The organism is Terribacillus sp. AE2B 122 (assembly GCF_902497585.1).
In the GTDB taxonomy this organism is placed as follows: domain Bacteria; phylum Bacillota; class Bacilli; order Bacillales; family Amphibacillaceae; genus Terribacillus; species Terribacillus saccharophilus_A.
The window spans coordinates 257,983-282,308 of record NZ_LR700945.1 but is presented as its reverse complement, the minus strand read 5'-3'; the positions used below and the strand labels follow the sequence as shown (position 1 = coordinate 282,308).

Annotated in this window: 27 protein-coding genes and 1 tRNA gene; 11 read left to right on the top strand and 17 right to left on the bottom strand. The window is 42.8% G+C overall.

What is annotated here, in order from left to right; all coding sequences use genetic code 11:
* Positions 1-72: 72 nt before the first annotated feature.
* Complete coding sequence (gene mutY, locus AE2B122_RS12310; protein ID WP_095271267.1) at positions 73-1,158, bottom strand: A/G-specific adenine glycosylase; 1,086 nt, start codon at positions 1,156-1,158, stop codon at positions 73-75.
* A gap of 72 nt (positions 1,159-1,230) precedes the next feature.
* On the opposite strand from mutY, the gene AE2B122_RS12305 reads away from it, so the two are divergent.
* The gene (locus AE2B122_RS12305; protein WP_095218679.1) at positions 1,231-2,226 is read left to right on the top strand and encodes a metal-dependent hydrolase; all 996 of its coding nucleotides are present in this window, start codon (positions 1,231-1,233) and stop codon (positions 2,224-2,226) included.
* Positions 2,227-2,254: 28 nt separating this feature from the next.
* Here AE2B122_RS12305 and AE2B122_RS12300 read toward each other — a convergent pair whose 3' ends face one another.
* Positions 2,255-2,518: a YfhJ family protein gene (locus AE2B122_RS12300; protein WP_095218680.1), complete on the bottom strand. Its 264-nt coding sequence runs from the start codon at positions 2,516-2,518 to the stop codon at positions 2,255-2,257.
* A 104-nt stretch (positions 2,519-2,622) separates the two neighbouring features.
* Between AE2B122_RS12300 and AE2B122_RS12295 the strand changes: the two genes are divergently transcribed.
* On the top strand, positions 2,623-2,787 hold the full coding sequence (locus AE2B122_RS12295; RefSeq protein WP_095230634.1) for a YpzG family protein: 165 nt from the start codon (positions 2,623-2,625) through the stop codon (positions 2,785-2,787).
* A 29-nt stretch (positions 2,788-2,816) separates the two neighbouring features.
* On the opposite strand, the gene AE2B122_RS12290 is transcribed toward AE2B122_RS12295, so the two are convergent.
* Both AE2B122_RS12290 and recX read right to left on the bottom strand, forming a co-directional pair.
* A complete protein-coding gene (locus AE2B122_RS12290; RefSeq protein ID WP_095218682.1) occupies positions 2,817-3,146 on the bottom strand; it encodes a YfhH family protein in 330 nt (109 codons plus the stop codon).
* An 18-nt stretch (positions 3,147-3,164) separates the two neighbouring features.
* Positions 3,165-3,992 carry a recombination regulator RecX gene (gene recX / locus AE2B122_RS12285; RefSeq protein WP_175074265.1) on the bottom strand — a complete coding sequence of 276 codons (828 nt, stop codon included), beginning with the start codon at positions 3,990-3,992 and terminating at the stop codon, positions 3,165-3,167.
* 86 nt (positions 3,993-4,078) lie between these two features.
* Between recX and AE2B122_RS12280 the strand changes: the two genes are divergently transcribed.
* Together AE2B122_RS12280 and AE2B122_RS12275 are read left to right on the top strand one after the other, a co-directional pair.
* Positions 4,079-4,975, top strand: coding sequence for a TIGR01777 family oxidoreductase (locus tag AE2B122_RS12280; RefSeq protein WP_175074264.1), 897 nt, complete (start codon positions 4,079-4,081; stop codon positions 4,973-4,975).
* A 324-nt stretch (positions 4,976-5,299) separates the two neighbouring features.
* Positions 5,300-6,451, top strand: a complete 1,152-nt coding sequence (locus AE2B122_RS12275; protein ID WP_175074263.1) for an AI-2E family transporter — start codon at positions 5,300-5,302, stop codon at positions 6,449-6,451.
* A 32-nt stretch (positions 6,452-6,483) separates the two neighbouring features.
* Here AE2B122_RS12275 and AE2B122_RS12270 read toward each other — a convergent pair whose 3' ends face one another.
* The gene (locus AE2B122_RS12270; protein WP_095271257.1) at positions 6,484-7,623 is read right to left on the bottom strand and encodes an alcohol dehydrogenase catalytic domain-containing protein; all 1,140 of its coding nucleotides are present in this window, start codon (positions 7,621-7,623) and stop codon (positions 6,484-6,486) included.
* Between the two features lie 417 nt (positions 7,624-8,040).
* On the opposite strand from AE2B122_RS12270, the gene AE2B122_RS12265 reads away from it, so the two are divergent.
* The 4 genes from AE2B122_RS12265 (at position 8,041) to AE2B122_RS12250 (ending at position 11,984) form a co-directional block, all read left to right on the top strand.
* Entirely contained in the window at positions 8,041-8,214 is a 174-nt protein-coding gene (locus AE2B122_RS12265) for a hypothetical protein (protein ID WP_175074262.1), read from the top strand.
* A 71-nt stretch (positions 8,215-8,285) separates the two neighbouring features.
* On the top strand, positions 8,286-8,717 hold the full coding sequence (locus AE2B122_RS12260) for a YkvA family protein (protein WP_095218687.1): 432 nt from the start codon (positions 8,286-8,288) through the stop codon (positions 8,715-8,717).
* A gap of 197 nt (positions 8,718-8,914) precedes the next feature.
* Positions 8,915-10,846 carry an LTA synthase family protein gene (locus tag AE2B122_RS12255; RefSeq protein WP_095271254.1) on the top strand — a complete coding sequence of 644 codons (1,932 nt, stop codon included), beginning with the start codon at positions 8,915-8,917 and terminating at the stop codon, positions 10,844-10,846.
* Between the two features lie 280 nt (positions 10,847-11,126).
* Positions 11,127-11,984: an AEC family transporter gene (locus AE2B122_RS12250; protein ID WP_095271248.1), complete on the top strand. Its 858-nt coding sequence runs from the start codon at positions 11,127-11,129 to the stop codon at positions 11,982-11,984.
* A gap of 38 nt (positions 11,985-12,022) precedes the next feature.
* Here AE2B122_RS12250 and AE2B122_RS12245 read toward each other — a convergent pair whose 3' ends face one another.
* The 4 genes from AE2B122_RS12245 to AE2B122_RS12230 are packed head-to-tail and all read right to left on the bottom strand — an operon-like array spanning position 12,023 to position 15,336.
* Positions 12,023-12,172: a hypothetical protein gene (locus AE2B122_RS12245; RefSeq protein ID WP_164072018.1), complete on the bottom strand. Its 150-nt coding sequence runs from the start codon at positions 12,170-12,172 to the stop codon at positions 12,023-12,025.
* 43 nt (positions 12,173-12,215) lie between these two features.
* Positions 12,216-13,973 (bottom strand): ABC transporter ATP-binding protein, encoded by a 1,758-nt coding sequence (locus AE2B122_RS12240; protein ID WP_175074261.1) that lies wholly within the window; start codon positions 13,971-13,973, stop codon positions 12,216-12,218.
* Positions 13,955-14,404, bottom strand: coding sequence for a hypothetical protein (locus tag AE2B122_RS12235; protein WP_175074260.1), 450 nt, complete (start codon positions 14,402-14,404; stop codon positions 13,955-13,957). Before AE2B122_RS12235 ends, AE2B122_RS12240 begins: the two co-directional genes overlap by 19 nt.
* A gap of 44 nt (positions 14,405-14,448) precedes the next feature.
* The gene (locus tag AE2B122_RS12230) at positions 14,449-15,336 is read right to left on the bottom strand and encodes an exonuclease domain-containing protein (protein ID WP_175074259.1); all 888 of its coding nucleotides are present in this window, start codon (positions 15,334-15,336) and stop codon (positions 14,449-14,451) included.
* Between the two features lie 139 nt (positions 15,337-15,475).
* On the opposite strand from AE2B122_RS12230, the gene AE2B122_RS12225 reads away from it, so the two are divergent.
* Both AE2B122_RS12225 and AE2B122_RS12220 read left to right on the top strand, forming a co-directional pair.
* Positions 15,476-15,548, top strand: a tRNA-Ala gene (locus AE2B122_RS12225).
* Between the two features lie 406 nt (positions 15,549-15,954).
* Positions 15,955-17,313, top strand: a complete 1,359-nt coding sequence (locus tag AE2B122_RS12220) for an arsenic transporter (protein ID WP_175074258.1) — start codon at positions 15,955-15,957, stop codon at positions 17,311-17,313.
* A gap of 338 nt (positions 17,314-17,651) precedes the next feature.
* On the opposite strand, the gene nadD is transcribed toward AE2B122_RS12220, so the two are convergent.
* The 5 genes from nadD to AE2B122_RS12195 form a co-directional block, all read right to left on the bottom strand.
* Positions 17,652-18,266 carry a nicotinate (nicotinamide) nucleotide adenylyltransferase gene (gene nadD, locus AE2B122_RS12215; RefSeq protein WP_095218694.1) on the bottom strand — a complete coding sequence of 205 codons (615 nt, stop codon included), beginning with the start codon at positions 18,264-18,266 and terminating at the stop codon, positions 17,652-17,654.
* A 1-nt stretch (position 18,267) separates the two neighbouring features.
* Positions 18,268-19,728: a nicotinate phosphoribosyltransferase gene (locus tag AE2B122_RS12210; RefSeq protein WP_095271232.1), complete on the bottom strand. Its 1,461-nt coding sequence runs from the start codon at positions 19,726-19,728 to the stop codon at positions 18,268-18,270.
* On the bottom strand, positions 19,725-20,288 hold the full coding sequence (locus AE2B122_RS12205) for a cysteine hydrolase family protein (protein WP_175074257.1): 564 nt from the start codon (positions 20,286-20,288) through the stop codon (positions 19,725-19,727). Before AE2B122_RS12205 ends, AE2B122_RS12210 begins: the two co-directional genes overlap by 4 nt.
* 18 nt (positions 20,289-20,306) lie before the next feature.
* Positions 20,307-21,083 carry an NUDIX domain-containing protein gene (locus tag AE2B122_RS12200; RefSeq protein WP_175074256.1) on the bottom strand — a complete coding sequence of 259 codons (777 nt, stop codon included), beginning with the start codon at positions 21,081-21,083 and terminating at the stop codon, positions 20,307-20,309.
* A gap of 114 nt (positions 21,084-21,197) precedes the next feature.
* A complete protein-coding gene (locus AE2B122_RS12195; protein ID WP_175074255.1) occupies positions 21,198-21,434 on the bottom strand; it encodes a hypothetical protein in 237 nt (78 codons plus the stop codon).
* 86 nt (positions 21,435-21,520) lie between these two features.
* On the opposite strand from AE2B122_RS12195, the gene AE2B122_RS12190 reads away from it, so the two are divergent.
* Positions 21,521-21,781, top strand: a complete 261-nt coding sequence (locus AE2B122_RS12190; RefSeq protein WP_175074254.1) for a hypothetical protein — start codon at positions 21,521-21,523, stop codon at positions 21,779-21,781.
* Here the strand turns inward: AE2B122_RS12190 and AE2B122_RS12185 are convergent.
* The 3 genes from AE2B122_RS12185 to AE2B122_RS12175 form a co-directional block, all read right to left on the bottom strand.
* Entirely contained in the window at positions 21,774-22,358 is a 585-nt protein-coding gene (locus AE2B122_RS12185; protein ID WP_175074253.1) for an NAD(P)H-dependent oxidoreductase, read from the bottom strand. The two genes, AE2B122_RS12190 and AE2B122_RS12185, sit on opposite strands and share 8 nt — an antisense overlap.
* A 99-nt stretch (positions 22,359-22,457) precedes the next feature.
* Positions 22,458-22,685, bottom strand: coding sequence for a hypothetical protein (locus tag AE2B122_RS12180; protein ID WP_095218701.1), 228 nt, complete (start codon positions 22,683-22,685; stop codon positions 22,458-22,460).
* A gap of 139 nt (positions 22,686-22,824) precedes the next feature.
* Positions 22,825-24,270: a sodium:alanine symporter family protein gene (locus AE2B122_RS12175; protein ID WP_095218702.1), complete on the bottom strand. Its 1,446-nt coding sequence runs from the start codon at positions 24,268-24,270 to the stop codon at positions 22,825-22,827.
* Positions 24,271-24,326: the final 56 nt, after the last annotated feature.

The following is a 24,326-nucleotide window of genomic DNA, read 5'->3' as shown; positions in this document are numbered from 1 at the left end:
TTATCACCTCCGCCACATTACTTTCTCCAGAATGTGACGTTGTTATCCAAAAAAGACAAAAAAGAAATTGGTTTATTCTGGTATGCGAATTTGCTGCAGAATTTTCTGATGCGGAACCGGAAATGGATAATCATCTATATCAGACAGCGCAACAAATCTGCCCTGCTCGGGTACTTTGTCTTTTGTTGTTGCACGCAAGACAATCACTTCCCAAATGATGTGGGAAAAGATGTGCCGGACAGGCTGCAAAGTCTCCTCTAGCTTGATAGCGATTCCATATTCAAGCCCGAACCAATACGCAAGCTGCTCCATGGAAACTTCCGTTGCATCTGCCATCGGAAATTGCCACAGATTCGCTAATAAGCCCTCCTCAGGCCTTTTTTCAATAAGTACCTCTCCTTGCTCGTTTTCCACAACAACAGAAAGGTATGGCATCGTCTTCTGCTTCTTGCCTTTTGATTTAATCGGAAGCTCCTCCTGCAATCCTTGCTTGAATGCTGTACAATGCGACTGCACCGGACATAATAAACATGCAGGTTTTTTTGGTGTACAGATCAGTGCACCGAGTTCCATCAATCCTTGGTTGAATGCAGAAGGATTACTATGTGAAATCATTTCTTCGACTGCAGCCTCAAAAATCTTTCTTGCTTTCGGCTTGGCGATATCTTCGGTTATCAATAGAATTCTGGATAAAACCCGCATTACATTCCCATCTACTGCTGGCTGCGGAATTCCGTATGCGATGCTAAGTATGGCACCCTTTGTATACGGTCCAACGCCCTTGAGCTTACCAAGCTCTTCCACGTTGTCTGGTACTTTACCGCCGTATATCTCAGACACCTCACGTACAGCAGTTTGAAGATTCCGAGCTCGGGAATAGTATCCTAAGCCTTCCCACGCTTTTAGAACGTCCTGCTCCTCCGCTTCGGCCAATGCTTGTATTGTCGGAAATCGTTCCATAAAACGATGAAAGTAGGGTATTACCGTATCCACCTTCGTCTGCTGAAGCATGATTTCCGATACCCAGATCCGGTAGGGGTCCTGATTTTCGCGCCAAGGCAGTGCACGTTTTTCCTGCTGGAACCAATTAATTAAATCATCTTGAAATAAATTTATAGAAAAATGTTGAAACTTAACATGTAGATCGTCTAATTGCAAATTAACTCACGCTCCGTGTTACAATATTAAAAGTATTAGGTGGTTTGGTTTCATCAGAAGGAGGACATTAAGATGGACACTGGTACCCATATCGTAATGGGAATAGCCCTAGGCGGGCTTGCCACACTCGATCCTGCTGTTCACCAAGATCCTGTATTGTTCAATGCAGTACTTGCTGGCACGATCCTTGGTTCACAGGCACCCGACTTTGATACAGTACTGAAATTACGCAACAATGCTTCTTATTTACGAAACCACCGGGGAATTACGCATAGCATGCCCGCTGTCATATTGTGGGGACTTGCGATTTCCCTGCTGCTGTACGTGTTAGTACCAGAAATCAACTTCCTGCATCTATGGCTTTGGACATTCGGAGCTGTTGTGCTGCACGTATTTGTCGATGTATTCAACGCTTACGGCACACAGGCATACAGGCCGTTCACCCGGCGCTGGGTCGCTTACGGCTTCATTAACACATTCGATCCTTTCATCTTCACGATGCATGTGATCGGTATCGTTCTTTGGCTGATCGGCATGGAGCCTGGTCTTACTTTCGCCGTTATCTACGCGATCCTTGTCCTGTACTATGTGAAGCGTTACTTGGATAAGCGACGAATTATCAAACAAGTGAAAGAAAAAATACCTGATGCTCAAATCATCGCTACTTCACCGACAATGAAACAAGCATTTTGGCGTGTTGCCATTACTGCCCCTGATCGTTTTTATGTTGGGAAAGTAGAGAATTGGCAGCTTCGCATCATTGATGAATTCGAACGGAAGCCCTTGCCAGATAATGAACTGATAGAAGTTGCCAGAGAGGACAAGAATATTGCAGCCTTTCTCAGCTTCTCCCCCGTTTTCACATGGGAAGTAAACATGTATGATGATTTCACCGAATTACGGCTGATTGACCTTCGCTACCATAATAGCGCACAGCATTATCCATTCAAAGCAGTCGTTCAAATCGATGATAATAATCAAGTGATGAGCTCCTATACCGGGTGGATTTTCTCCGAACAAAAGCTGCAGCGAAAACTGATTACAGATGACAATCCGTCTGCATTATAAAACCTGGAGATTTTTTCTCCAGGTTTTTTTATTGTTGTCTTCGTTCCATGAATAGATGATGGTACTTCGGATTACTGTCGAGGAACTCATCTAGTCTTGGGCCATAATGCTGGATCCACTGACGCACAATTGCCTCTGTCATTTCCTGTCCTTGATACTTACGACCGGCCTTTGCACGTGTTGCTTCGAAATCCTCCCAAAGAATCTCAACCCATGTCCGAGCCTCATCTATTGTCAATCGTTCGTTCTGCTGCTGCAAAAGTGCAGCAAGCTCACGGAATTTATTTTCCATTCATCTTTCTTCCCTTCCATCAAAATCCCAACATATTCGTGAAAATTTAGCACAAGCTAGAAGTACTGCGGGGCATCCAACCCTTGCTCGAGGAGGCAGATAAAATGTCCAAGTTTGATCGTTTTTCTAAAACAGGCACCATCAATTCCGTTATTCAGTCCCCTCGCACTACAGCGAAACATGCGAATAACCAGGTGAATGGAGAAACACAGCAAACACAGACTGATATCATTATCCGTACTCAAGCAGTAAAGAAAAACCGCAGATAAAATATACCTCGGCTTTCCAGCCGAGGCAATTACATAGTCACCCTGCCGAGCACACTGATCGGCAAGGCTTCCAGCTCTTGTCCTTTTTCACTGCCCTGGCGACGATAGCCCCAGGCAAAAACTCCGTTTAGATAATCAATCGTAAAAACATGCGACCTATCACCCTTGATTTGGTATGTCGCACCTGGCTTGAACTCATCCGGATTCATCGTATAAGCTTTGGCCATCTGCCGTTTTCGCTCCAAAATTTGATATTCACTGAAGTTCCCCATTTGCTCTGCCTTCTGCTGCTGAATCTTCAGCTGTTTCATTTCTTCCTTCAATTGCTCCACTGTCAAATCACTATAACGTAATTGCATTTTCGCACCTGCTTTCCGTTAGTAAAGGTCTTTTTCTTTAGCTTCCTCAATATACTTCTGAATCAGTTCCATCGGGAAGCCCTTTCGATAAAGTGCCATCTTAATTTTCTGATTAAGCTCATAGCCTTCCGCTTTTTGCGCATATTTGCGCAAAAGCTTGTCTCCCTGATATCGGACTGCTTCAAGCTCTGCATCTGTATCCTGATCGGAATCCGAGAGTACCAAGGACACCGCTTCCTTGGCAGCAGCACTTGAAAAGCCTTTCGAAAGCAGCTGCTGCTGTGCAAGCTGGATTTTCTCTTGATGAGATTTCTTTGCTTTTGTCTGCAGCTTCGAACCGGCAAGCTTGACAGCTTTCTCCAGCTCTTTTTCGAATGTGTAAAATGTCATCGCTTGATCTGCCGCTGCCCCGGTAATACCTTTTTCCTGCAATTCCTTCCGGATGACGAGCGGACCTTTGCTTGTCGTATTTACCTTCGTCCGAACAAAAGCGCCGGCAAAAGAGGCATCATCGGTGTATCCCTGTTCCTCTAGCCTAGTCAGCGTCTCTTCGACATGTGTCGGATTCTGCTCTTTCTTCATCAAATACGTTTTTATTTCTTTTTTGGAACGCATCCGGTAGCTTAAATATTGTAAAGCAAGGGTAAAACACTTATGTGCAGCATCTTTTTCGATAATGGACTGCAAAGCTTCCTCGGAGATCTCCTGTCCTTTAGTGATACCGCTTGTGATCAGGACATCTTCATCGAGACCGAAGCCAAACTTTTCGCCTTTACCGTTGTCGAGAAAGATATTATAGCGCCCGATATTGTTTTTTTGGGTCGTGATTTTCGTGATTTTAACCATATTCGACACCTCTGTGTCTCTATTTTAACACGAAATGACACCATACAAAATTGTAAGCTTACCTAATATAAAAGGAGGAATCAATCATGAATATCGTCATTAGCGGCGGAACAGGTTTCGTCGGAAAGCAGCTGGCAGAGACACTGATTGAGAAGGGACATCATGTGTATATCCTTACTCGTTCACCAGAGAAGAAACTGGATACGAAACAAGTCACGTATATTGGATGGCTGAAAAAAGGATTTGACCCGCTTTCTGAGCTTCCGGAGATTGATGCAGTCGTCAACCTGGCCGGAACCAGCCTATTCGGCAAGTGGACGAAGGAAAAAAAGGAAGATATCAGAAGCAGCCGTATGGAAGCTACGGAAACACTTGTTGATATGATCGGGAAAATGTCGAAGAAGCCAAAAGTCTTTGTTAGCGGTTCTGCTGTCGGCTATTACGGTACAAGCGAACAAGACGCTTTCACCGAAGATACAACAAAGCGTGGACAGGATTTTCTGGCAGACGTGACATATGAGTGGGAAGAAACCGCTAAGCAAGCAAAAAGGCTCGGAATCCGGACAGTCCTTGCACGCTTTGGCATTGTTTTGGGTGATAAAGGAGCACTTCCGCTCATGCAGCTGCCTTTCCGTTATTTCGCAGGCGGGAAGATAGGCAGCGGCGAGCAATGGCTTTCCTGGATACATGTCCAAGATGCAGCAGGGTTGATTGCTTATGCAATCGAACAGGATTCCATCAAAGGACCGCTCAATGTCACTGCACCCTCTCCGCGGCGGAATAGGGATTTCAGCAAGGCACTAGCCAAGACTCTGCATCGCCCTTATTGGACTGCAGCACCAGCTCCAGTCATACAGAAAGCTTTGGGTGAAATGAGCACGTTAGTTCTCGAAGGACAATGTGTCTATCCAAAAAAAGCGCTCGATAGCGGATACCAATTCCGATTCCCTGCCTTATCCGAAGCGCTGGAACAAGCTTTATAATCATCTGCATGATGTATACTGACATTATGTCAGTACCAACTGACTTGTGCACAATTATCCAACTTAAGGTTGTGGATAATGTGCATAAGTCTATTTTTAGTTTAATTCACAAAGATGTTACTGTTGATAATGTTGTTGATAATTTACCCAATTAAATTATTAACACTTAATCTTGCTTTACATCGAGTACTTAAGTAGATTAATTCTGTACATAAGATTAAAATAAACATAACGGTTATTCGCCTTTATATTAGGCTATAATGATAGAACGATAGAAGGAACGATAGAATTACGGAACAGCAGGCCAAAGAGGAGAGGATTGCCATGCCAGACTTACAACGTACCAAACCGGGGAAATTCAGCAAATTTTTCCTAAATAATAAATTTGTCATCGCGATGCTGATTCTTTTCATCATCGGGCTGAATGTACTCATCTATTCACGAGTATCATTTATTTTCACGCCAATTGTCGTCATCGTGAAAACAATTATATTGCCCATCATATTATCAGGTATTGTCTATTATTTGACAGTGCCGATCGTCAATTACCTAGAGAAAAAGCGTGTTAAACGCATTTATTCCATCATCGTCCTCTACCTTGTAATTATTGGACTACTGACAATTCTTATCAGCTTAGTTATTCCTGTACTGAAGGAACAGACATTAAGCTTGATTGAAAATAGTACCGACTATTTTGAGCAAGGCATTGACGTGGTCCAATCTATAACAGGCAGCAATATCGTCAATCAGATTCAGCAATCAGGCAATTTTGATTTCAATCAGATTCTGAATGAGTTACAGACTCGCGGAACAAGCATGCTGAATAATTTGTTCACTAACTTGACGAGCTTTGTCGGCGCAGTAACAGAAGTAATCATAGCTATTGTAACAGTGCCTTTCATCCTCTTCTATTTACTGAAGGATGGCAAGAAACTGCCAGTCTATATTTTAAAATTGCTTCCAGTACGCTTTCGCAGCCAAACTTACGAAGTAATGTCCGAGATGAACCATCAGATCAGTTCCTACATACGCGGTCAGATAATTGTCAGCTTTGTCATTGGTATCCTGCTGTATATCGGTTATATGATTATTGGTCTTGATTACGCACCAGTACTTGCCGTCATCGCGGCGTTCACTAGTGTAGTTCCTTATCTTGGCCCAGCGATAGCCATTACACCTGCGATCATTATTGCGATTGTTACATCGCCGTTCATGCTTCTGAAGCTGATTATTGTCTGGACGATCGTTCAGTTAGTAGAAGGGAAGCTGATTACTCCGCAGATTATGGGACGAAACATTCGCGTACACCCTATTACGATCATATTCGTTATCCTAACTGCCGGAAATCTATTCGGTGTAGTTGGCGTTATCTTAGCCGTTCCAGGATATGCGATTCTGAAGGTCATCGTCACGCATTCCTTCCATTGGTTCAAAAAGAGATCACACCTATATGAAGAAACTACCAAAACAAACTAAAACAGGAGCTGCATCTCGCAGCTCCTGTTTTTTTATGGCTTCAATAGTACTTTGATGTTATTATCCGACTTTTCGTCGAATATTTTGTACGCTTCTTTTGCTTCACTAATTTTCATTGTGTGTGTGATGATATCCGTAGGATCGAATACCCCTTCCTCTACCATCTGATATAGCTTCGGCATCAGATGGATAACCGGAGCCTGTCCCATTGTAAGAGTCACGTTCCGCGTGAAGAAATCACCAATTGGGAATCCATTTGCTTCTGTTCCGTATACGCCAGTCAGTTGAACAGTTCCGAATTTACCGACCGCTTCACTAGCTGTAATGATTGGCTGAATTGTTCCGAACTGGTTGTCATGCTCAGAACCGAATGTTACACCTTCCGGGACTGTTCCATCCATACCGACACAATCAATTACAACATCAGCTCCGCCATTTGTATCGCTATGAAGCAAGGAACCGATTTCAGGATTATTGGTAAAGTCATAAGTTTCTACATTATTCATCCGTTTAGCATGCGCCAGTCGATGCGGTACATTATCTACTGCAATAACGCGCTCTGCACCTTTCAGCCAAGCAAACTTCTGCGCCATCTGGCCAATTGGACCTGCACCCAAGATGATGACAGTATCCCCTTTTTTGACTCCGCTGTTTTCTACACTCCAATAAGCTGTTGGAATAACATCGGATAGGAATACAACACTTTCATCCTTCAGTTCACTTGATTCAGGTACTTTGAAGGAGGTGAAATCAGCAAATGGTACACGCAGATACTCCGCTTGCCCTCCAGGATAGTCACCGAACTGATCTGCAAACCCGAATAATCCTCCAGCATCAGTATGCGGATTGCCATTCGAGTTATCACATTGACTTTCCATCTGGTGGTTACAATAATAGCATTCGCCGCAGCCAATATTGAATGGGATGACAACACGGTCTCCTTTTTTCAGGTTTTTTACATCAGGTCCCACTTCTTCTACAATACCCATCGGTTCGTGACCAATGATATAATCCTTCTCCGGCGTAATTCCACCATGATACAAATGCAGATCAGAACCGCAGATACCAGTAGCTGTAATACGTACGATCATATCGGTCGATTTCTCGATCGAAGGAGCTTCTACTGACTTGACTTCGATATTTTCCTTACCTTGGAACGTGACTGCTTGCATGGTACCAATCTCCTTTATCTTGTTAGTTGAAAGACTATACCTTTTGCCTGTTGAACCTAAACCTCTCGAAACTTTTCTTAAAAAAAATGAAACCATTTCATATTGGCGCACGTCTATATAACTGAGAACGATAAAATATGTTTCTAACAGCATTACCTCCCACATATTTCGTTCGTCTCACCACACTTATTTCTAACAACAACAGAAAAGCAGGCAGCCCCCGCTGCCTGCTTTTCCCCATTTTTGAGTTCTCGCTTCCTCTCTCTGCTTACTTTCTTTATAATAGATAGGTGAACTATTTTTTAATTTCATTTTTAAAAAACATCATCTTGAGTCATCTGAGCTGGAAAAACCTGATACCTCAGCTCTTTCTGCCAGCGGCCAAATGGTGCTGTCAGCATTCGAAAGGAGAGCACTATGTTTAAAGTCATTGCAATCGACTCAAACCAAGTGAAGCTTGAATTCGTCGGAAAGGACGGAGAAGTATACACTTTTGACACATATGAAGAAGCAGAATCCTTCATGCAGCATGTGAAGGCAAAAGATACGCTGCCGGAACGATACCGGGTGCTCGTGAAAAAAATTGACTGAAGCCCCTTCCTTGCATGACAGGGAATTGTTCCTCATAATAGAAACTAGAAGCAGACAAGGAGGCACACCTTATGAAATGGAACCTAAAACAGCTCCTGGAGAAACGGCATGCTTATACTCCAAAGGCAAAAGCATTGCTACAGGATAAGGAAAAATCGAAGGAGCTCCTTGCAAATGTATCAACTAAAGCAACGGATAATAAAGGTAAACTCGCGGAGATCTGGTCAGATTTGCAGTTGATGGTGGACATGCTTCGCGACTGGCGCAAAGGTGCGTACACCCACCTGCCTAAAAAATCGCTGCTGATGATTGCAGCAACCTTCCTCTATTTCCTTAGTCCAATTGATTTTGTACCTGATTTTATTCCAGGAGGACTGCTTGATGACGTTGCGCTCATCGCCTTCACCTTTAAGCAGATCCAACAGGATGTAGCGGCATATAAGCAATGGAAACATCAGCAGCCGATTGAAACCCAGACAACGGGTGCAGCAGGTGCATTGTAAAAAGAGTGCAAATTGCACTCTTTTTTTTCGGGATAAATTTCCCATTTTGCTTTTTCGTAGGAATCTGTTATATTTATAGATTATGAGCCCAATTTTGTTTTGGGACTTAGTTGTTTTTTAGATTATAAATTGATAGAATCTATGTCGTTGTTCAACTCAATATGACGCCTGATAAGAAAATGAAGAGGTGAAAGATAATGAAGAAGCTCCTGGCTTCAAAGAAAGGATTTTTTGCGCTGGCCGTTATTTTCTTATGGGCCAAGACGTATTTTTCCTATAAACAGGAATTTAACCTGGACATAACAAATGGCATGCAGGAATTCCTGCTAGTAATAAACCCGCTTAGTGCGAGTATTGTATTTCTGGGACTTGCATTCCTAGCAAAAGGCAGACGAATGGGGATTTGGCTTTTAGTCATTGATTTCATCATGAGCTTCTTGCTTTACGCCAATGTTCTGTACTACCGATTCTTTAATGATTTCATTACCCTGCCAACATTAAAACAAACAGATAATTTAAGTTCCGGTATGGGCGGCAGTATCTTTGGACTGATGCAAGGTTATGACTTCATCTACTTCCTAGACATCATCTTGCTGATCGTCTTGTATATTTACACAAGAAAGAACTGGAATATCGAGCGTCTTGCTTTCCGGAAGACAGCCATGGTCATCATCTCCGGTGTGGCTCTATTCGCAGTCAACCTTGGACTAGCTGAAGTCGATCGCCCGCAGCTTCTGCAGCGCACATTCGACCGCACGTACTTGGTGAAATATCTTGGACCTTACAACTATACAATTTATGATGCGATACAAAATGCGAAGACTTCTACTCAACGAGTTATGGCAAGTCCAAGTGATTTATCCGAAGTGACAGAATTCACTGAGGCAAACTATGCTGAACCGAATGCGAAATACTTCGGAAAAGCAGAAGGCATGAACGTTATTAAAATTCATTTGGAAAGCTTCCAAAGCTTCCTGATCAATTACAAATTGAATGGCGAAGAAGTTACACCATTCCTGAATTCACTTGTGAATGATAAGCAAATAACTTATTTCGATAACTTCTTTCACCAAACAGAACAAGGTAAAACCGCAGACGCAGAGCTGTTAATGGATAACTCTTTATACGGACTTCCGCAAGGATCTGCTTTCTCTGTAAAAGGTACTAACACTTATCAAGCAGCGCCTGCCATCCTAAACCAGGAGCAAGGCTATACGAGCGCTGTATTACACGGTGACGAGAAGACATTCTGGAACCGTGATGAAATTTACAAGCAATTCGGAGTCGATCATTTCTTCGATTCCACTTATTACAATATGGAAAACTCGATCAACTACGGTCTGAAGGATAAACCGTTCTTCGAGGAGTCCATGCCGTTGCTCGAATCACTTGATCAGCCATTCTATGCACATTTGATCACACTGACGAACCATTATCCGTTCACACTTGATCCAGAAGACGCTACGATCGATAAAGCAACAACCGGAGACTCTACTGTCGATAACTACTTCCAGACAGCACGCTATCTGGATGAAGCATTGGAACAATTCTTCATCGACCTGAAGGAATCCGGAATGTATGATAACTCTGTTATCCTGCTTTACGGAGACCACTATGGTATCTCTACGAACCACAATCGTGCTATGGAAGAGATTACTGGAAAAGAAATGACGGATTATCAAAATGCTCAAATGCAGCGTGTACCGCTCATGATCAAGGCTCCAGGTCTTGAAGGCGGTGTAAACCATACGTACGGCGGCGAGCTTGATGTCCTTCCGACACTTGAGCATTTGCTCGGTATTGATTCATCTAAGTATATCCAGTTCGGTACAGATCTACTGTCCGAGGAGCATAACGATGTAGTAGGCCTACGTAATGGTGATTTCATCAGCAAGGATTACACCGTACTTGGCGACACGTATTACGATACTGCGACTGGAGAAATAGTCGAAGATGAAGCCAAGATTGAAGAAATCAAAAAAGAAAAAGAGGAATTAGCTAAGATGCTAAGTCTCAACGATAAAATCCTTTATGGTGACCTGCTGCGCTTCTATGATCCGGAAGGCTGGACGCCAGTAAAGGCAAGTGATTATGATTATAATAATCGTTCGGAGACAGAGGAAGAATGATTGTGGAACACCTGCCTAATATGGCAGGTGTTTTTTTATACAAGCCTAATTCACCAATTTCTTTAGACAATACCCTGCAATATCGATACAATTATGAATGCTGTATATAATAGAAAACAGGGAATACATCATGTAGCATCTTGCTAAAAGGAGGAACGGCCTTATCGGAAGTTTCATCTATGCCATATCCATCATTCTGATCGGACTTATCATCGGCAGGGTCATCCGGATAATCGCCGAGAAATATCGGCTTCCGGAATGGTTCTCGCTTAATTATTTCATGAATGCGCTGATTCGGGTCGTCCTGCTCGTCCTGAATCCAATTATCTTAATTAGTGCCTTCTGGTCAGCTGACCTTACTAATGTCAAACTGATCTACTTACCTATCTTCGGGATTATAACGATATTCCTAGGTGCAGGTCTGGCCTTGCTCTTCTCTAAATGGCAGAAGCTGCCGAGAGACCAGATTGGATCCATGTTCGTTTCTGGAGCATTCCTCAACCTTGGAAGCTTCGGATTGCTTTTCTGTGTGCTGTTCATTGGCGAGCAAGCAGTCGCATATGCTGCCATGTTCCGTCTGCTTGAAGAATTCACATACTATACAATCATCTACCCAATCGCAAAATCATACGGAACAATTGAAGATAATGCCTCAGGGTCACGTGTGATGCGGATCATAAAAGATCCATTCATTATGATTACCTTCTGCTCTATCGTCGTTGGTGCTGCGCTGAACCTATCGCCAATAGATAGATTTGAATGGCTGAGCGCAAGCAATTCAACCCTTGTTGCATTAGCATCCATCCTGCTCCTAATCCCGATCGGCTTCAGTATGCGAATTGCATCGGTGAAGAAATACTGGAATTTGAGCATTTGGCTGATTCCGATCAAGTTTCTGGCTGTGCCGCTTGTCATCACCGGTGGTGCCTATTTACTCGGACTTGGCAACTTATATGACGGTATATTATTACAGGTGTTACTCATAATGTCCGCTATGCCGCCTGCAGTAGCATCTCTCGTACCGCCGAGGCTTTACAATCTTGATATGGAGCTGGCCAACTCAAATTGGATCGTTGCGACATCTTCGCTTATTGTTGTCTTACCAATCTTATTCGTCCTCGTCAATTGGATGAATTGAAAAAAGCTGCTGCCTCACATTTAGAGGCAGCAGCTTTTTTAGTCTTCCTTAGCAGAAATATATTCGTTTTCCGCTTGGCCTGGTCCATTGACATTATTCTTGAACTGGCTCAATCGGCCATTCCGTTTTTCGCCATGATTCTTGTTTTCCTTGAATTGATGATCATTATTGGGCTTTTTCTTCGGCATGATAGAACCCCCTTTTCGCCTAGTATGCGAAGAAAGGTTCGATTTATTCCATTTTACCCGCAAGCAGCTGCTGTTGGGATGCGAATTCCCGGTATAGATTATGACTCTCAAACAACTCTTCGTGTGTTCCGATGCCAGTAATACGTCCTTTTTCGATAAATACGATTTGATCAGCATCTACAATTGTCGACAGTCGGTGAGCTATTACGAAGGTAGTTCTATTTTGCATTAAATTCTGTAATGCCTGCTGAACATATATCTCTGAACTGCTATCAAGACTCGAAGTCGCCTCATCCAGCATGAGGATCTGCGGATCACGTAAAAGCGCCCTTGCAATCGCAATACGCTGCCGTTGCCCGCCTGATAGCTTCACTCCCCGCTCGCCAACCTTTGTTTCATAGCTATCAGGAAGCTCTTCTATGAACTGCTTGGCATAAGCCATTTCTGATACGCGTTCCAGCTCTTCCTGAGATATTTCCCTTTCCAAACCATAACAGATATTTTCACGTATAGTACCGGATAACAGCGCCGTCTCTTGTGCCACATATCCGATTTGGCGCCGCCAATCATGCAGTTTGAAATCCTGTATAGGAGTGTTATCAAGTTGGATTGTACCGCTAGTTGGCTCGTAATAGCGCTCTAGTAAACCAAATAGTGTGGATTTTCCCCCACCGCTTGGGCCGGCAATCGCGGTCACCTTCCCAGCAGGAGCTGTAAAACTGAGATCATGCAAGACCTGTTCCGCTTGATAAGCAAAACTTACATGGTTGATATGCAAATCTCCATCTACGCGATGTATCGGTTCTCCTTTATCACTATCCTCTGTATCTTCTCCAAGTACATCATAAATACGTTCCGTTGCCCCCATTGCCTTCTGAAGATGGGTAAAGAACATGGATAGCTGCGTCATTGGCATGATGATCTGGAACAAATACAAGATGAACGCTACCATGTCACCTGCGGATAATGCTCCGGATGCAACACGGACACCACCGTAACCGATAATGGTTACAAGTAGCAGCATCATGATGAAGAGCATGAGCGGCGACAATAACGCTTGAATCTTTGCTTCTTTCAAGCCGTACGTAAATAAAGAGCGTATACCTTTGTTACCGCGTTCCATTTCTACATGTTCTGCATTCGAGGCTTTGACAAGCTTCATTTCCGGCAGCACCTGGTTCAGGACTGCTGTGAACTTCGCTGTCTCCTCCTGCATTATTTTTGATACCCGATACATCTTGCGGCCAAGTATCATGATGATCCCAATTGCGATCGGAACTGCAAGCAGCATGACAATCGTCATCTTCCAGTCAAGAACTAACAGAATAATAATCGCCCCGACTATGGAAATAATACCTGTAACGAAACTAGTCAGATGATCCGTGATTAGCTCTTTTACAACCGCTGTGTCATTCGTCACTCGGCTGAGCGTCTCTCCTGTCTCATTATCATGATGGAACCTGATTGGCAGATGCAATAGCTTGTCCCATAGTCTCTCGCGCAGCTTCGCCACGACATGATGGCCGATTTTCGCTAGCAAGTAGATGGACAATCCACTAGCTAATGCCTGCAGCACAAAAGCGATAACCAATATTGCAATTTGCACGCCAGTAATGGATTGCCCGGAGAAACCATCCACTAAATTCTTTGTGAACAACGGTACTGTGAATCCTACCCCTGTCGTCAATAAACTCATGACCAACGCGACAATGACAATCACCTTAGGCGGTTTAGTACCTTTGACCAACGCCAGAAATAAGCGCCAATCAAATTTCTTCGTTTCTATTTGATTCTGCTCCATAATGTTCCCCCAAGTTCTATTAATTGTTTATCATCTGCAAAAAGCATTGCATATCCTTCATGAGCATTCGTCACGAAATATTCTTCTTCCTTCCTCATAAAAGACAGATCCTCTGGAAGTTCTGGCTGCTGCCAATAGAAAAGATTTTCCGCTGCCTGCATTATCAACTGCTTAGATTCCGGACAAATACGGTAATAATAATTCGGTACAGATACATTAGCACCGAAAAGGTTAGCTCTTGTAGCGTTATCATGGACAATTTCCTGGAAATACGGCTCCAGTTCTTGCAGCAGCCGATGCAGCGTTTCCTTTTGCCCCATCATCTTCTTAGGAAGCACGGCAAAACTGACTGTATCACAACTATCAAATAATCTATCCAGCAATTGTATATACGCCTCTTTAGTCAGATCGGTTTCCTTTAATTCATACATCGTGTCCCCTCCATAAAAAGAGGAGTTCTCGTACCGAGAACTCCTTACACCAATGATAGGAATTTTTCTTCTGAGATGATCCGCAGCGGACGTCCATACTCAATCATCCGCTCCGCTTGAATGAGTTTACTCGTTTTCTTGCCGGCAGCGAATTTTTCATAATCTCTAGCTCCGACAACAAGATAGCGGGTAGACGTGTCCATTTTATCTGTGTGCACGCCGCCTACATTGACTAGTCTTTGGATGGCATCCTTTCGCTTCAAACTCTTCATCGTCCCCGTGAACATTACCTGTTTCCGATAGAACGGGTGGGCTGGATCAAATTGATCTGTCTGTGGCTTGATATCCCCGTATCTTGATCTGCTGCCAGATGAGCTTGTATCATGAATGCTTTTCCGATTGACCTTCAACACATTGGTCAGTTCCTCTATACTCTGTACTCCAGAATCCGCCATCGCATGCAGAAAGATATTTGCGGCAACTCGCGCATCCTCCATGGCATTATGGTGCTCGAACGTGATCTCCTTGCTGGCAGCTAACGTATTCAGCCGATGGTTCTCCATATCCGGCCACACCTTCTTGCCGATAATCCGCGTACATAGATAATCAAAATCCGGCATTTCCAATCCGTAACGTGCCACCGCTTTTCGAATGACACCCATATCGAAACTCGCGTTATGCGCGATGACAACATTACCTGCCAGATAACTGCTTAACTTCGGCCAAATTTCCTTGAACGTCGGCGCATCTTCCACATCTCGCGGAAGGATCCCATGCACGTGGATATTCTGTTCTTCGAATTCCATCAATGGATTGATCAAGGTATACCATTCATCAATCACACCCGTCTCATCCGCTACAGCAACACCTACCGAACAAGCACTTGACCAATATCGATTCGCCGTCTCAAAATCTATACTCACAAACCGCACTGCATCGTCCTCCAAATCGACTTTTGTTAAATAGATTATATCATAGCAGCCGGTAGAGTCCGATAATCGTGCTTATGAAAAAATGTTGCCAGTAAAGGAAAGAAGCGCTATAATACTTTTGTGACGATAAATCAAATACGGGGCATTAGCTCAGCTGGGAGAGCGCTTCGCTGGCAGCGAAGAGGTCAGCGGTTCGAGCCCGCTATGCTCCATCTTTCAAAAACCCTTATTTTTAAGGGTTTTTTCTTATTGCATTTTTAAGCTCGTGCCTCAGACTTAACTATAAGGTTCCTCTAACCTCATTTCCTTCCTTCTATCTACCTTTTACACTTCTATACTTATTCATTTATAAGAAATCTAGCATAAGAACCTACGTTTCTAGTTACCCTTTGCTTTACGTCTCCATAATTCCTGTAGAAAGCCCCCCTGTAAACGTACATGGACGGTGCCTTCCATTTCTCTTTCTAGACAAATCACTCTAGCAGACAAACATACATTTCGACAATTTAGGTATAAAAATCTAGTCCTTCTATCCGAATTTGAATATACATGTAAAAAACAGGTCGGGGGAGGTTCAAACTTCCGATAAAAAAAGGAAGGAGAAAGGAGTTGTGCAAGATGACATTAGAAATAGGAATTACCGTATTCACATTCCTAGCTACTATGCTGGTCATCTTTTGGAGGCCGCGGGGACTTAATGAAGCTGTCCCAGCAGCAGTAGGTGCTGCGATAATTTTATTGACAGGAATAGTTTCAGGTCCTGATGCGGCAGATATAATGGATAAGATTGGAGGCGCCGCTATTACGATCATGGCCACAATCGTCATGGCGGTTATATTGGAGAGTTTCGGTTTCTTTCACTGGGTTGCTGCAAAGTTAGCTAATTTAGCTCGAGGTTCAGGGTATCGGTTATATTGGTACATTCAACTCTTATGCTTCTTAATGACACTCTTATTCAATAACGATGGAAGTATCTTAATTACAACACCAATCCTAATTTTACTACTTAGGAATCTCCGCTTACCGACACATCAGCAAATTCCATATTTATTGAGTGGTGCCCTTATCGCTACAGCCTCAAGTGCACCGATTGGAGTGAGCAACCTCGTTAATTTGATTGCCCTGGAAATAATTGATATGTCACTTTACATGCACACTGCTATGATGTTTGTTCCGGCGACACTAGCATTACTGTTCATGTCTTGGCTAATGTTCATCGTTGTGAAGAAAAGATTGCCTAAATTATTACCGGAATCTGTAAAGGATATCGAGGAAAACTTTTTCACACAACACTTCAAACCGATAAAAGGCAGAAAGATATTTACAGACACTAAACAAAAACGATCAAGATTCATGCTTATATTGTTGTTGTTTGTGTTCTTGATGCGATGCCTACTATTTGTTGCCTCTTATCTGGCCATCCCAATTTCAATCGTAGCAGTTCTCGGTTCGCTTGCGTTGCTTGCATGGCGCTGGTATTACTTGCGTACAAACCCAATCGACATTATCAAAAAAACACCATGGCATATACTCGTTTTCGCCTTTTCCATGTACGTCATCATTTACGGATTGCATAACATCGGACTAACAGAACTGCTTGTTAAATATAGTGAACCGATTGTCGGCCAAGGATTGATGTATGCAAGCTTTGCCATGGGTGGTCTGGTTTCCATTCTATCTAACTTCTTTAATAATCATCCAGCCTTGATGATCGGAACATTTACGATGACTGAAATGGGACTTGACCCAATCACTTTAAAGACAATTTATCTAGCAAGTATCATCGGCAGCGACATTGGGTCTCTACTGTTGCCAATCGGAACGCTGGCTTCACTGATCTGGTTATACATCCTGAATCAACATGATATTAAATTGAAGTGGATGGACTATCTCAAAGTATCGGTTATTGTCATCCCTATTTCCACCATAGTTGCTTTGTTCCTACTCTATTACTGGGTCAAAATAGTTTTTAGTTAGGGGCAAGGATGTAATGGCATATACTCTCCGATTTAGAAATGAGATAAGGGATTCACAATCAGATTCATTCTCAAGAATCCCTTATCATGAACATAGGTAAATACTTAGGTTCATTTTTACTTTATGCAATAGGAGGAATAGTGAACTAAGTAAAACACCTAAATAGATATCGTCGATCAAGTGCGCTCACTGTTACTGCTGTGATACATCAATGACTTTCATTTTACCCCTGCATATATTGTCATGAAAATTAACAACAGCAGACACTTTCATAAGAAGGTGTCTTTTTATTACACTCTTGGACTACAATGGGGCCTATCTTATTCAGCTATACAATATTAATTGTATAACTGGTGCTCCTTAATATACTGGTAACAGCTCTCCGGCAGCAAATATCTCGGCTCCCCTCCAACAGCAAATTCATCACGGATATAAGTAGAGCTGATCTCCATCGCCAGTCCTTTATCAATCAGATGGAAGGTTTGACCGTCATCGTGATTGCGCAGCAATGGCGAATGGCTGATTACCTTCAGCATATCAATATCGTTGCGGGCCATCACTATAAACCGGTTATCTCGTACAAGTGCTTCACTGTTGCCCCATTTTCCAGCTCCAATATCCTCTAATAAATCAGCTCCCATGATGAAATAGACCTCATCATCGGGATAAACTTCCTTGAAATGAGTTAACGTCTGTTCCGTGTAAACATTCCAAGCTTCCTGCTTCATCTCATAATCATCGGCAACATAACAGTCATTGTCTTGTATAGCCATCTGCACCATCTGCCAGCGATGCTCGTCAGTCGTATGAAGCTGTTTGTCCTTTCGTTTGCTGGAGCAAGGCAGAAAAATGACTTTATCCAGCTTGCACCGATGGGCGACCGTGCCGGCCGTCCATAAATGGACATTTGTGACCGGATCAAATGAGGAGCCATAGATTCCGATTTTCCCCATGCTATTTCTCCTCCAGCTGTGATTTGATGCGCTCGATCAATTCCATTTTATTATTCCAACAGGCTGTACTTAGATCGACAGGGTATGCTTCTGGATTATGTGTCCTTTTATATTCATCCCACAGGAAGGTGAGGCTATGTGTGACATAGTTTCGTGTTTCATCCAAGGTTGGTAGCTTGTAGACGAGTTCGCCCTTTTGAAAAACTGGCTGCTGCAGCTCCTTCGCTTCAAAATCCGTTACAAATTTACTAATGTACGGATAAGTTGGGTGGAACATTTTGAGTCGTTCTTCTTCCTCCGGGTTCTCATTGGCTAGCGCAATGTAATCTCCTTCTGATTTCTGACTAGCTCGGTTGATGATCCGATAAACGCGTTTAAGTCCTGGTGTAGAAACTTTTTCAGGATTGGCACTGATTTTAATTGTATCGGCCATATCTCCATTATCATCCTCAATGGAAACTATTTTATATACCGCTCCTAATGCTGGCTGATCATATGCTGTAATAAGTTTTGTTCCGATACCCCAATTGTCGATTTTCGCTCCTTGAGCTTTCAGAGCACCAATAGTTTCTTCATCCAAATCATTGGATGCGGTGATCTTCGTTTCTGTAAATCCTGCTTCATCGAGCATCTCCCGTGCTCGCTTGGATAAGTAGGCCAAATCTCCGCTGTCCAGACGAATGGCATTGAACCGTATTTTATCGCCCATTTCTTTAGCTACTCTAATCGCATTTGGCACGCCGGACTTCAGTGTATCGTACGTATCAACAAGAAATGTGCAATTCATATGAGTTTCTGCATATTTCCGAAATGCTTCATACTCATCACGATAGGCTTGCACTAGCGCATGCGCATGTGTCCCAGCTACCGGTATGCCGAACTTTTTGCCTGCCCGAACATTGGACGTGGCATGAAAGCCGCCGATAAATGCCGCTCTTGTTCCCCAAATAGCTGCATCCATCTCCTGTGCCCGTCTGGAGCCGAATTCCATTGCTGTATCTCCTTCATCTAATACATGCATGATACGAGCTGCTTTCGTAGCGATGAGCGTTTGATAATTCACGATATTAAGCAAAGCCGTTTCTATCAGCTGCGCTTCAGCAAGTGGCGCTTCCACCCGGATGATCGGCTCGGTTCCGAAAACAAGTTCCCCTTCCTGCATGCTGTATAAATCTCCAGTAAAGCGCAGGTCTCGTAAGTAGGTGATGAACTCCTTCTCATATCCAAGCTCCTGCTCCAGATAGCCTAAATCAGAATCCGAGAAACGGAACTCTTTCAAATAATCAATAACTCGTTCCAAGCCAGCGAAAACAGCAAACCCATTACCGAATGGCTGTTTGCGGAAAAACAGTTCGAATACAGCTTTGCGATTATGCTTTCCATCCTTCCAATACGTCTGGGCCATATTGATTTGATAAAGATCCGTGTGCAATGCCGTGCTATCATCCTGATAATGTGTCATCGTTCCGCTCCTCCTTCTGTAATCTCTGCTCCTAAGGCGCTTTTAAAGTGATGCAGGGCGTATGCATGCCCCTCTTGATTGAAACTTGCAACAGCATCTGAGTGAACAACGATTTTGAATCCATAATTATAGGCATCCACCAGTGTATGGAAAACACAAATATCTGTCGCTACACCAACAGCATGAATCTCCTTGATACCCCTCTCATTCAGCCGCTGCAGCAAATCGGTCCCTGCAAAAGCACTGTATCTTGTTTTATCCATATAATAGACATTCAATTCATGCTTGGCAGACTCATATGCATCCGACAGCTTGCCATAAAGTGCACGACCCTCTGTCCCATCTATATTGTGCGGCGGATACAGCTTAGTTTCTGGATGATAGGCATCCTTTTCCTCATGCTTATCGATCGCAAAAACAACATAGTCACCGTTCTCAATGAATTCAGATGTAATCGCTGTAAGTCGTTCCTCGATTTCCTGTCCTGGCACTCCGCAAGTCAGTGCCCCATCTTCTGCTACAAAATCATTCGTATAATCGATATTTATTAATGCTTTCATCTTTCATCCTCCTCTGGATTAATGACGAGCTGTATAAATCGATTGTTTCACTTCTGCATCAATGAACCGATAAAGCTGAGTTGGCAGCTTGGATGTTCGTTGTGTCTTCTGCCCTTCAACTGCTTCGATGAAAGGCAATGTTTTAATTTTTCGTGCAAAAGCTTGCTCATTTTGAATTGATTTGTCATCCGTTATGGTCAGCAGAACTGCCTGCAATTCCGAGTAAGTGAACAGCTCTGGCAAGAATTGCTTTGCTACTGTAGTTTGCAGTAAATCTCGTGTTATATGAGTTATAGCATGGCGGATGATACTGGCATGATCGAATGCTAAAAGATGCTGCTCTAGATCTTGTACAGGGAACAATTCCACTTCTGCGGCATCATCATGCGCTTTTCTCTCAAATAATCTGTGTTCCGGGACAATGGCATAATGTGCATTCGAGACGATCCACCCACGTGGATCACGTCCTGGCTCATCGTATACACCAAAGTGTTTCAGATGTATTCCTGCTATTCCCGTCTCCTCTTCCAATTCTCGACTGGCAGCCTCCTTAGCTGTTTCTTCCGGTGTTACAAATCCTCCTGGCAATGCCCATTTACCTGGTTCGATGTTCAAATTTCCTTCGGTATCCTGCTCGGCACGCTTAATTAGCATTAACTTAAGCTCCATTTTTGGCGGTGCATATGCTTTGGTCTTTTCAGAAGTAATGGTGAATACAGCTATATCCGATGTATAACCATCAGGGGTACGATATCGACTAACATCATAAGGTTTCTCTTCTTTATTCGACTTCAATATGTTAATCTCCTTTTAATTAACATTATGTTAATTGTTAATTGTATTATATGTAAAATACACTCTCCCTGTCAATGATAAACAAAAAAGTCTTCTCCTATAAGGAGAAGACTTTTAAGTCTGTGTAAAGAACATGACAGTTGCACTTGCTGCAATAACGAAGACAATCAAATAAACTCCTGTCATCAGCTTTTTCTTATTTAAAATAGACTCAATTGAGAATAATAGAAACATAATAGACAAAAGCGGCAGCATTAGCTGAGGATTCACTTCATAATCCTGGTCGATATATCGATAGATGCCGAGTGCAATGACTATGATCGCGAGCAGAGCGTTTATTTTCCGTAACATTTGCTTTCTTCCCTTCCAAGTCGCATGATACCATAGACAGTATAACAGGACATAGCTTCTTGTTGAATAGAAAGGTTGTATGAATTATGCCAACTTATGATGAATGGCAAGTGACATATAAAGAAACTGCCCTCCGAGAGATCCAGAAATACTTCCGAATTTATCAAATTGGAAACATTTCCGAAGGAGTTTTGGAAGCAGGATCTACCCGAATAGCTCAGCAAGCTGAGCGTATCGATGATCACACATTTGCTTCCTTGCTGGAACAAATCAGCCGCAGTCTAGCCGCTAATGAGATACAGGATGTGAGAAATAAATATTACGAATTGGAACAGCTGCCTATCTAGCCAGCTTGCGAAAGTAAGCTCCAACACGGCTCAGATACTTTTTCTGTTTTCCGTTCTTTTTCTCCATGCCGCCGAATTCGAAGATTTTCACTTTACTGATTCCTACAAATTTAAACAACGCTCGTTTCATCAATATCTTATGTGCATTTCCTAAATAGAATCGACTGTAAAACCCAGGGCCTTTCATTGTGGAAACACAAACTGCCTGCTTGCCTTTCAGCAATCCCTCCGGCAGCAGACCTTCGTGCCGATAAGCAAAGTTGGCTGAGAAATTCTGATCGATGAATCCAAGCAGCATAGCCGGCGGCCTTCCCCAGAAGATAGGATAAATGAACACAAGCAAATCAGCTCGCTTAATTTTCTCGCGATACATTTCATAATCCGGATCAATATGCATATCTCGGCGGCGCTTTTTTTCATGGAAAACCAAAGCTGGATTGAAGTCCTCTTCATACAGATCAATTGTGTCCACTTCATTGATGGCAGGATTATGTTTGATACCTTCCTGCACTGCCTCAAAAAAGGCATAGTTAAGTGATGCATGGTTCGGATGGGCATATATTAACAATGCGTTCATCAATTTCCTCCTGAAAGTAAGATACCTGTTATACGGCGAGGAATTGAATAAAGTTACAAAAAAGAATGCAGCGATATGCTGCATTCTTTTTGCTTCTGTTCAGGCAGTCAGGAGAAGAATAAGTATAGCTACTATCTGATAGCCGGCTCCGATGACACTGGTAACCAGGCCCCCTACTGCCATTTTACGTCCGGTCTCTGGATTAGTGTCTTTTCTAATTATTTGTATGGCAAGGACAAACCCGATGATACCAAAAAAGATTCCATACAAGGAAAAGAACAGGCTGATAGTACCGAATACAAGAGATAGCAAGGATCTATTTTTCATACCAACATCTCCTTGTCAAAAATTAGCTTACGTCTATTGTAGTCCTTTTCCATATACCGAATCCAATTACTTAACTATTTTAAGTGTTTGGAAGTTAGATATAAGAAAAAACAGCCCTTTCATGATGGGCTGTTTATCTTCATTCGGTTGATTCACCTTTTTTAGGCCAAGCGTCAATATTGCGAAGACCCTCAATGCTATCTGCATAGAATACTGGATCTTTACCTTCTTTACGCTGACGCTTATAGTCGCGTAAAGCCTTAACAGCAGTATTACTCAAGAGTGCAATAACAATCAAGTTCAAAATAGCCATCAAGCCCATGAATAAATCAGCTAGTGTCCAAACAAAATCCAGGCTAGCTAGTGAACCGAATGCTACCATTGCAACAACTGCCAAGCGATAAATAAATATCCAAACTTTACTACGTTTGATAAATTCGATATTCGATTCCCCATAATAATAGTTACTAATAACAGAACTGAATGCGAATAACAGAACGATAACAGCTAGGAATGTACCTGCCCATTGACCAACACTGGACTGAAGCGCTTCCTGAGTTAATACGATTCCATCACTTTCAGAGGACTTATACAAACCTGAAAGCAAAATGATAAATGCAGTGGAACTACAGATCATCAGCGTATCGACGAATACCCCCATTGCCTGTATTAATCCTTGTTTTGCTGGGTGTGAGACAGTGGCAGATGCAGCTGCATTAGGTGCACTACCCATACCTGCTTCATTGGAGTATAAGCCTCGCTTAATCCCTTGCAGCATGGCAGCACCTATAGCTCCTCCTGCCAACTGTTTCGTTCCGTCCCAAGCATCTGTGAAAATGAGTGCAAACACATCTGGAAGTTCTTTTATATTCATTATTATAACGACAAGCGCAATCAAAATATAAGCTCCAGCCATAACAGGAACAATAATTTCTGATAATCTAGCGACTAATTTGACGCCGCCAAATATAATGACTGCTGTTATGAGACACAAAATAATTGTCATTATGTTTTTATTTAGTCCAAAGGAACTTTCGAATGCATTTGTGATTGTATTCGCCTGAACAGAATTGAATGCAAGACCGAATGTAATCGTAATAAGAACCGCAAAAATGATGCCTAACCAACGCGCACGCAATGCTTTCTGCATATAATAAGCTGGACCGCCTCGAAAAGTACTGCCTTCTTTTGTTTTATAAATCTGTGCAAGCGTACTTTCCACAAATGCAGAAGCAGAACCAATTAAAGCAATCAGCCACATCCAAAAGACCGCTCCCGGTCCTCCCAAAGTGATTGCAAGTGCTACACCAGCCAGGTTACCTGTACCAACCCTCGCTGCCGTACTAATACAAAAAGCCTGAAAGGAACTTACCCCTGTCTTTCTACCTTTACCACTTTCACCAAGCAGACGGATCATTTCCGGTATCATCCGGAATTGCACAAAACCAAGTCGGATTGTAAAGTAGATTCCGAGACCGATTAATAGAATAATAAGTAGACTTGACCATAATAAATCACTAGAAGTTGTCACGATTTTAGTGATTCCATCACCAATCGTGCTCATAAAATCGTTTAAACCCTGCATATTGAACCTCCATTACTTCAGTATACACATACAGTTTAATGTAACAAAATCTCACA